9 protein-coding genes are annotated in these 13,228 nt (G+C 69.0%); 6 read left to right on the plus strand and 3 right to left on the minus strand.

Annotation, left to right across the window (positions count from 1 at the left end):
* Positions 1 to 30: 30 nt before the first annotated feature.
* Entirely contained in the window at positions 31 to 1,227 is a 1,197-nt protein-coding gene (locus tag ACYVIO_RS18155) for a Gfo/Idh/MocA family protein (RefSeq protein WP_460651957.1), read from the plus strand.
* Positions 1,224 to 2,183 carry a quinone oxidoreductase family protein gene (locus ACYVIO_RS18160; protein ID WP_460651958.1) on the plus strand — a complete coding sequence of 320 codons (960 nt, stop codon included), beginning with the start codon at positions 1,224 to 1,226 and terminating at the stop codon, positions 2,181 to 2,183. Before ACYVIO_RS18155 ends, ACYVIO_RS18160 begins: the two co-directional genes overlap by 4 nt.
* A 112-nt stretch (positions 2,184 to 2,295) precedes the next feature.
* On the opposite strand, the gene ACYVIO_RS18165 is transcribed toward ACYVIO_RS18160, so the two are convergent.
* The 3 genes from ACYVIO_RS18165 to ACYVIO_RS18175 all read right to left on the minus strand — a co-directional run bounded on the left by ACYVIO_RS18165 (position 2,296) and on the right by ACYVIO_RS18175 (position 8,919).
* Positions 2,296 to 4,188: an ABC transporter ATP-binding protein gene (locus ACYVIO_RS18165; protein WP_460651959.1), complete on the minus strand. Its 1,893-nt coding sequence runs from the start codon at positions 4,186 to 4,188 to the stop codon at positions 2,296 to 2,298.
* Positions 4,185 to 5,849: an ABC transporter ATP-binding protein gene (locus ACYVIO_RS18170; RefSeq protein ID WP_460651960.1), complete on the minus strand. Its 1,665-nt coding sequence runs from the start codon at positions 5,847 to 5,849 to the stop codon at positions 4,185 to 4,187. Before ACYVIO_RS18170 ends, ACYVIO_RS18165 begins: the two co-directional genes overlap by 4 nt.
* Positions 5,850 to 6,168: 319 nt before the next feature.
* Positions 6,169 to 8,919, minus strand: a complete 2,751-nt coding sequence (locus ACYVIO_RS18175) for a hypothetical protein (RefSeq protein WP_460651961.1) — start codon at positions 8,917 to 8,919, stop codon at positions 6,169 to 6,171.
* A gap of 170 nt (positions 8,920 to 9,089) precedes the next feature.
* On the opposite strand from ACYVIO_RS18175, the gene ACYVIO_RS18180 reads away from it, so the two are divergent.
* Genes ACYVIO_RS18180 through ACYVIO_RS18195 form a run of 4 tightly spaced genes read left to right on the plus strand, consistent with a single transcriptional unit; the run spans position 9,090 to position 13,055 of the window.
* A complete protein-coding gene (locus tag ACYVIO_RS18180; protein WP_460651962.1) occupies positions 9,090 to 10,151 on the plus strand; it encodes an AAA family ATPase in 1,062 nt (353 codons plus the stop codon).
* A 3-nt stretch (positions 10,152 to 10,154) separates the two neighbouring features.
* Positions 10,155 to 11,930, plus strand: coding sequence for a vWA domain-containing protein (locus ACYVIO_RS18185; protein ID WP_460651963.1), 1,776 nt, complete (start codon positions 10,155 to 10,157; stop codon positions 11,928 to 11,930).
* 44 nt (positions 11,931 to 11,974) lie between these two features.
* Positions 11,975 to 12,484: an NUDIX hydrolase gene (locus ACYVIO_RS18190; RefSeq protein ID WP_460651964.1), complete on the plus strand. Its 510-nt coding sequence runs from the start codon at positions 11,975 to 11,977 to the stop codon at positions 12,482 to 12,484.
* Between the two features lie 43 nt (positions 12,485 to 12,527).
* Positions 12,528 to 13,055, plus strand: a complete 528-nt coding sequence (locus tag ACYVIO_RS18195; protein ID WP_460651965.1) for an NUDIX hydrolase — start codon at positions 12,528 to 12,530, stop codon at positions 13,053 to 13,055.
* The last annotated feature ends 173 nt before the right edge of the window (positions 13,056 to 13,228 follow it).

Below are 13,228 nucleotides of genomic sequence, written 5' to 3' on the forward strand. Positions count from 1 at the left end.
GAAAGGTCGATCGCCCTGCAGACTCGATCCGTGACCACACCACCAGTACGCCTCGGCATCATCGGCCTCGGCGCGATGGGCGCCCGAGTCCTCCAGATCGCCACCACCCACCCCGAGTACACCGTGGTCGCCGCCGCCGACCTCGACGCGTCGACCGTCAGCCGGTACGCCGAGCAACACCCGTCGATCCACTTCGCCACCACCCCCGCCGAGGTGATCGCGGCCGACGTCGACGCCGTCTACATCGCCACCCCACCCGCCACTCACGCCGCCTTGACCGAAGCAGCCTTCACCGCCGGCCACGCAGTCTTCTGCGAAAAGCCGTTGTCCATCAGCCTGGCCGACGGCCAACGCATGCTCGACGCGGCCACCACCTCAGGCAAGGCAGCAGCAGTCAACTTCGCCCTCTCCGACCGCCGCGCCACTTTGTACTTGGAGCACCTCCTACACCCCGACCGTGCGGACCGCCCCGCGCAAGCCGAAGAAGCCGGGCAAGCCGAAGGTGCCGCGCAGGCCGAGGATGCCGGGTACGCCGGAGATGCAGGGCAGACCGGAGGAGCCGGGCAAGCCGGAGGAGCAGGCGATGCGGCGGCTGCCACGCGGGTGGGGACCGCGTCGGCGTCGGCGACTGCCGACGGAGCCAGGCAGGCTGAGGATGCCGGGTCTGCTGCGGAAGCAGGGCGGGCGGGGCAGGGCGGCGGGCTTGGGGTGGGGGAGGTTCGGGCGGTGGAGATTCGGTTGGCGTTTCCTCAGTGGCCTCGGGCGTTTCAGGTGGGGGCTGGGTGGTTGGGGGAGCGGGCTCAGGGTGGGTTTGTTCGGGAGGTGTTCTCGCACTTCGCGTACCTGACTGATCGGCTGATCGGGCCGTTGACTCCGGTGGACCTTCACCTCGAGCATCGCGGACCGGGGAGTGAGGTTGCGGCGTTCGGGTTGTATCGGGCGGGCAACGTGCCGGTGCAGGTGAGCGGTGTGGTCGCGGGACCTACGGCGTACGAATGGATCGTGCGTGGGTCGGAGCGCTCGTACATGCTGCGCGACTGGCAGCATCTGTTTGTTGCTGAAGGCAATGAGTGGGAGCCGGTCGAGCTACCCGGCGAACGAGGCGGCGAGGAGACACGACTGTCGCTCTTCGCCGAGGCGGTGCGCGGGCATCACCCGGCCAACCTCGCCGACTTCGCGACGGCGTACCGCGTGCAGCAGGCAGTCGAGGCCTGGCACACCGCATGAGAGCCGTCGAGGTCAGCCGGTACGGCGGCCCCGAGGTCCTGCAGGTGGTCGACAAACCCGCGCCGACACTGCAGGAAGGTCAGGTCCGAGTCGCCGTCAAGGCGATCGGCGTCAATTACCTCGACGTCCAGGAGCGCACCGGCGCGTACCCGCGCGCCCTCCCGTACATCCCCGGCGACGAAGGCAGCGGCACGATCGTCGAGGTCGGCCCGGGAGCCGACCGGTCGATCGGCGAACGCGTCTGCTGGCAAGGCATCACGGGCTCGTACGCCGAGGAGCTCGCGATCCCCGCCGACCGGCTGATCGCCGTACCGGACCGCATCTCCGACGACCTCGCCGCGACCCTCCCGACCCAAGGACTCACTGCGCACTACCTCGCCACCGACGCGTACCAGATCGCCCCTGACGACGTGGTGGTGATCCTCGCAGGCGCCGGCGGAGTGGGCCTCCTCCTGACCCAGATCGCCAAACTCCAAGGCGCCCACGTCATCACCGCCGTCTCGACCCCCGAGAAGGCGCAGCTTTCCCAGAAGGCCGGCGCCGACCAGGTCGTCACCTACTCCGATCTCGCCGAGGCCGTCCACGACGAGACCGGCGCGGGACCTGCGGGCGCCGACGTGGTCTATGACAGCGTCGGGGCCTCCACCTTTGAGGACTCGCTGGCCTGTCTGGGTCGGCGCGGGACACTCGTGCTGTACGGGCAGTCGAGTGGGCCGGTACCGGCGTTCGATCTGATGAGGTTGCGGCACGGCTCCTTGACGGTGATCCGGCCGACTCTGCGCGACTACGTGGTTGGTGATGAACTGCAGAAGCGGGCAGCTGATCTGTTCGCGTGGGTCGACCACGGGCACGTCACGCCGCATCTCGGCGCGATCTACCCGTTCGACGAAGCAGTTCAGGCGCATGCCGATCTGGAGGCCCGCCGTACGACCGGCAAGCTACTACTCGTTCCCTGAAGGAACAGGGCCCCTCCCGCGAACGGAAGGGGCCCTGAGCAACAATCACTCGGTGCATCAGAAGATCAACGAGTTCTCCCAGGCCATCAGGCCGGGAAGTCCTCCCAGACCGTCAGGCCAGCGAGTCCTCCCAGGCCTGGTGCAGTCCGGCGTAGTGACCGCCGTGGGTGATCAGTGAGTCCGGCGTGCCGTCCTCGATGATCCTGCCGTGCTCGAGCACGATCACCCGGTCCGCGGTCTCCACCGTGGACAACCGGTGGGCGATCACGATCGCGGTGCGGTCGGCGAGGATCGTGCGCAGCGCGCGCTGGATCAGCCGCTCGCTGGGGATGTCGAGGCTGGAGGTCGCCTCGTCCAGGATCAGCACCGCGGGGTCGGCGAGGAACGCCCGGGCGAAGGCGACCAGCTGACGCTGACCGGCCGACAACCGGGAACCGCGCTTCTCCACCGCGGTCTCGTACCCGTTCGGCAGCCGCACGATGAAGTCGTGCGCGCCGATCACCTTGGCGGCTTCGACGATCTCGTCCATCGTCGCGTCCGGCTTGCCGAACCGGATGTTGTCGGCGACCGTGCCGGTGAACAGGAAGTTCTCCTGCGTCACCATCACCACCCGCTCGCGCAGGTCGTCCTCGGTGAGCTTGCGCAGGTCGAGCCCGTCGAGCAGCACCTGACCGCCGGTCGGGTCGTAGAAGCGCGCGACCAGCTTGGCGATCGTCGTCTTGCCCGCGCCCGTCGTACCGACCAGGGCAAGGGTCTGCCCGGCCGGGACATCGAGTTCGAGCCCGGGCAGCACGGCCACCCCGTCGACGTACGAGAACTTCACGTCCCGCAGCTCCAGGTGTCCCCGCGCCTTCTGGCCCGGCTTGGCCGGCTCCTTCGGCTCGGGCACGTCAGGAGTTTCGTTGAGTACGCCGGACAGCTTCTCCAGCGCCGCGCTCGCGGAAAGGAACGTGTTGTAGAACTGCGAGATGTCCTGCAGCGGCTCGAAGAACTGCCGCAGGTAGAGCAGGAACGCGGTCAGCACACCGACGGTGACGTGCCCGTGGTAGGCCTGCCAGCCGCCGTACGCGAGGATCGCGACGATGGTGATGTTGCCGACGCCCTTGATCGACGGCATGAAGATCGCGTTGATCCGGAACGACTCCAGGTTCGCCTCCCGGTAGCGGTCGTTCACCCCGTGGAAGATCTCCTCGTTGCGCGATTCGCGGCGGAACGCCTGGACCGCGCGGATCCCGGTCATCGACTCGACGAAGTGCACGATGACGAGCGCGACCGCTTCCCGGCTGCGCCGGTAGACCAGCTGCGACCGGCGCCGGAACCAGGTGGTGAGGAAGAACAGCACCGGGAACGACAGCAGCGCGAGCAGGCCGAGCTTGACGTCCAGCGTGAGCAGCAGGATCGCCGTACCGACCAGGGTCAGCAGTGCCGTCACCAGACCGTCGAACCCGGTCTCGAGCATCTCGTCGATGACGTCCACGTCGGACGTCAGTCGCGAGATCACCCGGCCCGAGGTGTACCGGTCGTGGAACGACGGGCTGAGCCGCTGGAAGTGGTCGAACACCCGCCGGCGCAGCCCGAGCAGGATGGTCTGGCCGAGCCGGCCGGATCGCATCAGGAACACCTGCCGGGCGAACGCCTGGATCAGCGCCGACGCCAGGACGGCGAACACGACCGTGAGCAGGGTCTGGTTGCCCTCGCCCGCCAGGATCGGCGGGATGCCCTTGTCGATGCCGAGGTGGACCAGGTACGGGACGGCGAGCCGCGCGGCGTTCTCCACCACGACGATCGCGACCAGGATCCAGATCAGCTTCTTGTACGGGCGGAGCAGCTCGCCGAGCAGCTTGCGGGACTGCTCCTTGAGGCGCACGGTCGTGGCCCGCGACAGCTCGTCGTCGCCCTGCTCGGCGTACCCGCGCCAGGACGCCTCCCGGTCGATGATCTGCTCCGGGCTCCGGTTCTCCTCCGGATCGGGGCGAGGCTGAGGTGGTTGCTGGGTCGTTGTCATGCGTGCACCTCCTCCTCTTCGGCCGCGAGCAGCTGCCGGTACGCCGGAACGGTGGCGAGCAGCTCGTGGTGAGTACCGACGTGGGTGATCGTGCCGTTCTCCAGCAGCGCGACCTGATCGGCGAGCATCACCGTCGACGCCCGGTGTGCCACCACGATGCCGGTGGTCGCGGAGAGCACGTTGCGCAGCGCTTCCTCGACCAGGGCCTCGGTGTGCACATCCAGCGCGGACAGCGTGTCGTCGAGCACCAGTACGGCGGGCTTGGCGAGCACCGCGCGCGCCAGGGCCAGTCGTTGCCGCTGACCACCGGACAGCGACATGCCCTGCTCGCCGACCCGGGTGTCGAGACCCCAGGGCAGGTCGTTGGCGAAGGTCGCCTGGGCGATCTCCAGGGCCTGCTGGACGTCGGCGTCCGTGGCGTCCGGGCGGCCGAGCGTGATGTTCTCGCGGACCGACATCGAGAACAGCGTCGGGTCGTCGAACGCCGACGCGACCGCGCTGCGCAGGGACTTCAGGTCGAGGTCCCTGACGTCGTGGCCGTCGATGGTGATCCGGCCGCCGGTCACGTCGTACAGCCGGGGAACCAGCGCGGTGAGCGTGGTCTTGCCCGACCCGGTGGCGCCGACCAGGGCCAGCGTCGTCCCGGGGGTGAGGTCGAGGTTGATGTCGTGCAGGACGTCGTCGGAGTCCGGCGAGAACCGGAAGCTGACGTTCTCGAACCGCAGGTGGCCCTGCGGGTTGTCGAGTTGTTCAGGCCCGGACTCGATCGTCGACTTGGTGTCGAGAATCTCGCTGATCCGGTCCGCCGACGTCATCGCTTCCTGCGCCATCGCGAGGATGGTGCCGAGCGACTCGACCGGCCAGATCAGCGACAGCATCAGCGTGATGAAGGCGACCAGCGTGCCCAGCGTGATCGCGTCCCGGCCGACCGCGAGCGCGCCGAGCAGCAGCACGATCACGAGGGTCAGGTTCGGGATCACTTCCAGGAAGGTCCAGAACCGCGACGCCAGCCGGACCTTCTCCACCGAGGTGCCGTAGAGCTTGACCGCGCCGTTGTCGAACTGGGCCTTGACGTGCTCGCGCCGGCCGAAGGCCTTGATCACCCGGAAGCCGAGGGCTGACTCCTCGATGCTGGTGGCCAGGTCGCCCTGCTGGTCCTGCACCCGGCGGGAGATCGCCAGGTACTTCTTCTCGAACTTCAGCGACACCACGATGATCGGTACGGCGGCGACGACGACCACGACGCCGAGCGGCCAGTACAGCCGCAGCAGCAGGATGGTGACGACGATCAGTTGCAGGATGTTGATCACCAGGAACAGCAGGCCGAAGCCCATGAACCGGCGGATCGTCGACAGGTCGACGGTCACCCGGGACAGCAGCTGACCGCTTTGCCAGCGGTTGTGGAACTCCATCGGCAGCGTCTGCAGCCGGACGTACAGGTCGTGCCGCAGGGTTGCCTCGAGGTCGCTGACGGCCCGGGACTGTGCCCAGCGGCGTGCCCAGACCAGCAGGACCTCGCTGATGCTGAGCCCGAGGGCGAGGAAGGCGAGCGGGAACAGCAGGTCGAGCTCGCGGCGGGTGACCGGACCGTCGATGATGGCCCGGGTGACGAGGGGAACGCTGAGGCTGACGCCGACACCGAGAACGGCCGTGGAGAACATGATCGCCAGGCGGTGCCGGTGGGGTCGGAGGTAGGGCCGTAACCGCCACAGGTTTCGGCTGCGGGCGGGGGCTCGGGTGGTAGGGGCTGCGATCGACGGCGCTTGGGCAGGGTGCTCTGAGGGCATCTGGAGGGGCGCACTTCCCAACATGCTCGGCCTGTGAATGGGATTGCTACCGGAAAACGGCGCGATTTCCAGTATCTCTCAGGGGTCAGCGCTTGTCCTCAGAATTCCATTCCCCGGTGATGTAACTGCTGCTACCTGCAATGACCGGGGCCCGGCACCGCGCGGTGACGGGGCTCACAGTCATTACGCTTCGTTATGGATTCGACCGGAGAAATGCGATCCCGTCGACGGCTGCCGGGGCTGTTGAGGTCGACACAACCCGCACTTCGCCGGTCCGGTACGCGGTGACCGGCAGGTAGGTGACCTTGCGGGTCTGCGTGGTCGCGGCGAGCGAGACCGAGGCGATCTTGACGCCCGCGTGGAACACGTCGACCGAGCCCTGACCTGGCCCGTTCAGCGTGATCAGGGCGATCCGAACACCCGACTCGCTGGTCTTGGTGAGCGCCGCGCCCTTGGCGTTGAGCGTCGACGTGGTGCCGAGGAACCCGAGCGTGCTGCTGCCGCGGGTGACCGAGCCGACCGAGGTCAGTGCCCGGTCGTCCTGCGGGTAGACCGAGCAGGTCTGCGGCGACCAGCCCGACATGTTCCCGATGACGTCCCGGGCCCGGACCTGGAAGCAGCGCTCGGAGCCGGCGTTCGCACCCCAGGCGACCGAGGTGTCCTGCAGGGTCGTCCAGGCCGCCGGGTAGACCCAGGCTCCGAGGGGCTGACCGGGCGCGGCGCCGCGGTAGGCGACGTCGTACGCGACCGGGTCGAGGTTGTCGGTGAACGAGTAGCTGTACGTCTGCGCCGGCGTCAGGATCACGCGATCGCCGGGCCGGCTGCTCACGTACGTCGGGGCGGTGCCGTCGGTCTCGCTGCAGTACGACGCGCTCCACGCGCTCAGGTTGAGCGCCTTGTCCCGGGAGCGGACCTGCCAGCAGGTGTCGATGCCCGGGTTCGCGGTCAGGCTGACCTCGGTGATCTTGATGCCCTGCCAGCCGGCGACCTCCCGCCAGGCCCCGTACGGCGAGGTCGGCGTCGGGCGCTGCTGGATCCGGACGTCGTAGCTCTCGACGCCGGTGGCCGGTTCGTGCGGGTCGTCGGCGGGGTCGGTGAAGGACCAGATGAAGGTTGCCGTCGTGAAGTCGCGGATCCGGTCGCCGGCGCTCGCCGTGGTGAGGACCGGGGGAGTCTGGTCGGTCCGCTGCTGCGGGTCGGGCTTCAGCCAGCCCAGCGTGATCACCCGCGGCCGGGCGGTCGGGTCGGCGTACGCGATCTTGGGCTGGCCGGCGCCGTCGGCGCGGAACGTTGCCTGCTGCAAGCGGCCCAGGACCGGGCCGTAGCGGCGCTGGCCGAGGGCGGCGTCGTTCAGGTCGGTGACCAGGAGTTCCTTGGCGGGTAGACCGTTCGCGTCCTCACCGTTCGCGAGCTGGGCGACGAAGCCGTTGCCGAGCTGGGCGTCGGCGGGGACGGTCAGGTTGCGCGGCGGCTCGGGGCCGGTGACGTCGATGACCTGGTTGCCGCCGGCGCAGCCTGTGAGCAGCGCCCAGCGGCCGTTGACGGCGTTCGGGCCGATCGTGCAGCCGCTGGCGACGGTGATGGTTTTGGTCGTGCCGGCGGTGACGTCCTGGCCTTGCAGGACGCCGGGCTCAGTGACCTTCCAGGCAGTGCTGCCCGCAAGCGCGAACGGTGCCGCGAGGTCGAGACGCTTGGCCTTGCTGGCGACGTCGTAGATCTCGCCGTTGTGGGCGACTAGTTTGCCGCCTTTACCAAGCAGGACGTCGTCAGCGGCGGGGAAGGTCAGCTCGCCGACCCGGGCTGTCGTGGCGTCGAAGGAGAGCAGAGACGTTCCTTCGAGCTGGAACGGTTTGCCGGTGTTGCTGCCGCCGGTCGCTGTCCAGGCCGTGCCGTTGTTGCTCGTCTCGTAGAGCGTGTGGGCGGGCTGTTGGTCGGAGGTGATCAGGCGAGCGCCCGACAGGCCGAGGTACTGGACCTGGGCGTTGAAGGCCGGCGTCGCCTTGACGGTCTGCAGCACTCCGTCAGTGCCGACCGACGCGACCTTGCTCTGAGCACTGACCAGTAACCGGCCGGTGGTCAGATCGGCCGCGTCGTGCACACCGGTGACGAACGGTCTGGTGACAGTGCTGGTTCCGCTGACCTTGATGAGCTCGCTGCCCAGGCGCACCGCGATGTCGTCGCCGAGCGGCAGGATCGGCTCGCCGTACGGGATCTGGATCGTGCCTGTCGTTGTTGTGGTGCGTTGCTTCCAGGCGAGGGAGCGGGTCGTCTCGGTGGCGGCGGTCTGCCAGATGACGCGGTTCGGGGTCAGTGCTGCCCAAGCTGGGTTGGCGGCGAGTGTGGTGACCGCGGTCGCCGCACCGGTCGCGACGTCGACGATCGCGACGCGTCCGGACATGCCGAGCAGGAGCGACGAGTCGTTGCTGTCCAGGATCGTTGGATCGCCGGCGGCGCCGGTGACGGTCTTCTCCGTGTTGTTCAGGGCTCTGAGCGAGATCGTGGATCCACGGCGGAGCAGCACGCCGCCGGCGTAGGTCCCCTCGTACACGGCATCTGCCGGGACGCTGACCTGGCTGCTCGCATCGGTCGCGAGATCGCGGAACGTCACCACGCCTGAGCCCACCTGGACGGCGTACTTGCCCAGCAACGCGGGCGCCTGGTCGGGTTGCTCGGGCGATCTGTCGATCGTCCGCGCGGTCGCGCCGTTGGTCGTGCTCTGGACCTCCCACGGCTCTGGGGCGAGATCGTTGGGCTGCGCGTACGACGTCACGTAGTACTGGCTCGTCACCGCGCGGAGCCTGTACGGCGGGTCGCTCACTGTGCGATTGCCGACGGCTTGGCCCTCGCCGAGGTGTGGCGGTGGCTCCGCGGCCATTACCCGGCCGGCACCCATCGGCAACAAGATCAGTGCGACCCCAGCCGCGACCAGTCGATGCTTTCTCACTCCAGGCCCCCTTACGAAGTTCGGCACGTTAATCGCTTTCTGCTGACAACGGAAGGATGCCGTGGGAACGATGCCATGCTCGGTGCCTGATTCTGCGCTGTGGAAAACCCGGTGACAGCACGGTCCGCACTGCGGGACCCTCGAGACTCCGAACCGCGCGAAAGGATCCGATGCAGGCTGCCGTCACCGTGACGCCGAAGCAGTTGCCCGAGGTGTTGCTGCACGTCGCTGTCGTCCGCCCGGTCTTCCTCTGGGGAGCACCCGGGATCGGCAAGTCCAGCCTGGTGCGCGCGTTCGCCGACTCGCTCGGACTCGAGTGCGTGACACTGCTCGGAACGCAGCTCGCGCCGGAGGACCTGATCGGCGTACCGCAGATCGTCGACGGCCGCAGCCGCTTCGCTCCGCCGATGAGCATCGCGCGGGACACGCCGTACTGCCTGTTCCTGGACGAGCTCAACGCGTCCTCGCCGGAGGTGCAGAAGGCGTTCTACTCGCTGATCCTGGACCGGCGGATCGGGGAGTACGAGCTGCCCGAAGGATCTGTCGTGATCGGCGCGGGGAACCGCGCGACCGACAACGCCCTGGCCCGGCCGATGGCGTCCGCGCTGCTGAACCGGCTCGTCCACGTCCACCTGCGGGCGTCCGCGAGCGACTGGCTGGCCTGGGCCGGCGGCGCGGGGATTCACCCGTGGGTGCTCGACTACCTGCGGAACCGGCCGGACCACCTGTGGACCGCGCCGCCGAAGACGGAGGAGCCGTTCTCCTCGCCGCGCAGTTGGCACATGCTGTCCGACGCGCTGCACTCGTACGGCGACGACATCGGCGACGAGATGCTGCGCGTGCTTGCCTTCGGCACCGTGACGGCGGCGCACGCGTCGGGGTTCCGGGCGTTCGTGAAGACGGTGCGGAACGCGTTCGGGCTGGAGGCGGTGCTCAAGGGCGAGGTCGGTTGGCCCAGTGCTCCTAGCGATCGCGACCTGCTCTACTTCCTGGCTGAGACCTTCCGTGCTCGGCTGGTGAAGGAGCTGCCGGCCGACAAGACGTCGGGAAGCGCTGCGTCGCGGCAGCTCGCCCATCGCGGCAAGGCGTTGCTGGTGGAGCTGGCGGAGATCTCGCTGGAGATCGCGCAGGTCGTGATCGCGTCGGACGACGACGGTCGTGCGGTGCTGCCCACGTGGTTCCTGGTCGAGGTCACCCGCGACCTTCCACGGCTCGTTGCGGCGCGGAACTGAGCCATGCCTCGGCGTCCCGCTCGGAAGGATCCCGCGCTCGAGGCCATCCTGGAGGGGTGGCAGCGGGTGTCCGCGCATCCGCTGTTCGCTGCGCTGGCCGGTGACACCCCGCGTCGCAGCGACACTGTTGCGGCCGACGGCTGGGCCACGGTCGGTACGTCGCGGGAGATCCTCGTTCACCGGACCCGACGGGCGACCGCGGACGAGTGGGCCTGGGTGTTCGCGCATCTGCTGATCCACCTAGGGCTGGATCATGCCTCGCCGAAGCGGCCGGCTCCTGATCACGCCGCCTCCGCGGCGTACGACGTGGCTGTGAACCGGTTCCTCCAGGCGCTGAAGCTCGGCCGCCCTGTCGTCGACCTGCCGGTGGTCCTGCCCGGGACGGACGAGGACGCGCTGGCCCGGCTGTGGCGTGCGAACGGCGTACCGGACGAGCACACGCGGTGCGGCGTCAACGGCAACCAGCCTGATGTGACGACCGCGCCCTGGACCGGTTGGGGGAAACCGCCTGACTGGCCTGAGCGCTTCGCTGTGGGGCTGTCTGCGGCTGCGACAGCGGCGGTGGATGTGGCGGGCGGCGTGCGCTCGACGCTGTCCGATTCGCGTGGGCGGGTGGACGACTGGACCGCCGCGCTGGGGTGGTTCGTTTCGTCGTACCCGCTGATGGGTGCGCTGGCCGCTTCGATGACGGTGGTCGCCGAAGTGGAGCTTGCGCGCAACTGGGACATCCGGGTGGCCGCGGTGAGTGCTGTGGCGGGGGAGATCTACGTGAACCCGCTGGCCGGGCTGACGCCAGGGGAGTGGCGGTTCGTGATGGCGCACGAGATGCTGCACGCCGCACTGCGCCACGGGGAACGCGTCGGCGGTCGCGATCCGTACCTGTGGAACGTCGCGGCCGACCTGGTCATCAACGGCTGGCTGCTGGAAATGGGTGTCGGCACGATGCCGGAGGGCGCGCTGTACGACGCCGAGCTCAAGGGACTGTCGGCGGAGGAGGTCTACGACCGCATCGCGCGCGACCTGCGCCGCTACCGCAAGCTGGCGACGCTCCGCGGCGTCGGGCTGGGCGACGTACTCGGTCAGCCGCTGCCGCATCCCGGTGAAGGCCGCCGCGCGGCTGGTCTGGACGACATCTACCGGCGGGCTCTGAGTACCGGGCTGGCGTACCACGACGAGTCGCGTGGGCTGCTGCCTGCTGGGCTGGTCGAGGAGATCCGCGCGCTGGAGCACCCGCCGCTGGAGTGGGACGCTCAGCTCGCGCGCTGGTTCGAGGAGCACGTCCCGTCCGCGCAGCCCACTCGCTCGTACGCCCGGGCGTCTCGGCGCCAGGCCAGTACGCCGGACATCCCGCGGCCCGGCTGGGTCCGTCCTGAGCGCCCGGAGCTGCTGCCGACGTACGGCGTGGTGCTGGACACCTCGGCGTCCATGGACACCCGGCTGCTCGGCAAGGCGCTGGGGGCCATCGCCTCCTACTCCCACGCCCGCGACGTGCCTGCTGCCCGGGTCGTCTACTGCGACGCGGCTCCGTACGACGCCGGCTACGTCCCCGTCGACGAGATCGCCGGGCGGGTCCAGCTTCGCGGTCGGGGCGGCACGGTTCTGCAGCCCGCGCTCAACCTGCTGGACCACGCGGACGACTTCCCGCGGGAGGCGCCCGTCCTGATCATCACCGACGCCGACTGCGACACGCTGCGGGTCCGGCGTACGCACGCGTACCTGATCCCGCCGGGGGCCACGCTGCCGTTCACTCCACGGGGTCCGGTCTTCCGGGTTCAGTAGCTGGTGCTCGTTGCTGCCAGCAACGAGCAGTTGCATCAATTGACATGGTCCGCTGGTCGTTCGACCGGCTGCTGCCGACGTACGCTCGCCGGATGCAGCAGTACGTCGGTGTCGTCGTCCGGTACGGCGACCGGATCGCTCTCGTCCGCGAGCAGTACGACACCTGGGACCGTGAGCACTGGAACCTGCCCAGCGGAGCCGTCGAGCCCGGTGAAGCGCCTCTCGCGGGCGCCGTACGGGAGCTCCGCGAGGAGACCGGCCTCCAGCTCCCGCCGTCCGCGTTCACCCAGGTCTGGACCACCACCGTCCACCACGACGACCAGCCGGTGAGTCAGGCCTTCAACTACGCGGCCACGACCGCTGAGTGGGCCTTCGCACCAGACGACCCGGACAACTCGGTCCTGGAAGCCCGCTGGTTCCCCATCGCGGATGCCATCACCCACCTGACGGCCCTCCCGTACCCGCCACTCAGCGTTCCCGCGGTCGCCTACCTGACCGATTCCACGCCGGCGGACTGGACCTTCACCCTCACCAACAACGCGTGGACGTATTAGTCGAGCCGGCGCCATCACCACCTGAGCGAAGGCGGACTCCGCGATGCCCGACAAGTTGCTCTGGTCAGGGGTTCTGCCTGATCTCGATCTGGCTCATCGCAGTGAGCTCTTCGCGTCGGGTGAGCTGCCGCCGTACGAGCTGGTCAGTACGGCGTTCGTGCTGCTGTTCGACAGCTCGTCGCGCGTGCTGCTCCGGTACGCCGATTTGCCGGCTCGTGGCGGGTGGGATTTGCCTGGCGGGCACATCTCGCCTGGCGAGACCCCGCACGAGGCCGCTGTCCGGGAGCTCCGCGAGGAGACAGGCTGGCGGCTCGACGAGTCCGCCCTCACGGTGCTCGGCTGGAACCGACTGCAGCTCCACGGGCCCAAGCCCGACGGCTTTCGGTACCCTCACCCGACTGGCTACATGGCCTACTTCAGCACCCGCCTCACCGAGCCTGGCCGTCCAACTACCCCCGAGCCCGACTCCGAATGCTCCGAAGCAGCCTGGCTGACCTCGGCCGAGATTCGCGTCCATTGCCGAGACCGCCGCTGGCTCCCGCTGCTGGACGTCGCAGAATGGCCGGCATGAGCCAGAGCGCCTCGCAAGCTGCGGCCTTCTTCGTCGAGGTCACTCGCACCGGGCGCCTCTGGACCGTCCGGGACGCCGGCGGCTACCCGGCGCCGATGGACGCTGAGGGTCGCCGGTCGGCACCGTTCTGGTCGAGTGAGGCCCGCGTACGCCGGGTGATCGCCAATGTCCCG

Source organism: Kribbella endophytica (assembly GCF_054781295.1).

Excerpts from the sequence above, each read along its gene's own strand:
- ACYVIO_RS18170 (WP_460651960.1), bottom strand. The coding sequence starts at position 5,849 with ATGTTCTCCACGGCCGTTCTCGGTGTCGGCGTCAGCCTCAGCGTTCCC.
- ACYVIO_RS18180 (WP_460651962.1), top strand. The coding sequence starts at position 9,090 with ATGCAGGCTGCCGTCACCGTGACGCCGAAGCAGTTGCCCGAGGTGTTG.
- ACYVIO_RS18165 (WP_460651959.1), bottom strand. The coding sequence starts at position 4,188 with ATGACAACGACCCAGCAACCACCTCAGCCTCGCCCCGATCCGGAGGAG.
- ACYVIO_RS18160 (WP_460651958.1), top strand. The coding sequence starts at position 1,224 with ATGAGAGCCGTCGAGGTCAGCCGGTACGGCGGCCCCGAGGTCCTGCAG.
- ACYVIO_RS18195 (WP_460651965.1), top strand. The coding sequence starts at position 12,528 with ATGCCCGACAAGTTGCTCTGGTCAGGGGTTCTGCCTGATCTCGATCTG.
- ACYVIO_RS18190 (WP_460651964.1), top strand. The coding sequence starts at position 11,975 with ATGGTCCGCTGGTCGTTCGACCGGCTGCTGCCGACGTACGCTCGCCGG.
- ACYVIO_RS18185 (WP_460651963.1), top strand. The coding sequence starts at position 10,155 with ATGCCTCGGCGTCCCGCTCGGAAGGATCCCGCGCTCGAGGCCATCCTG.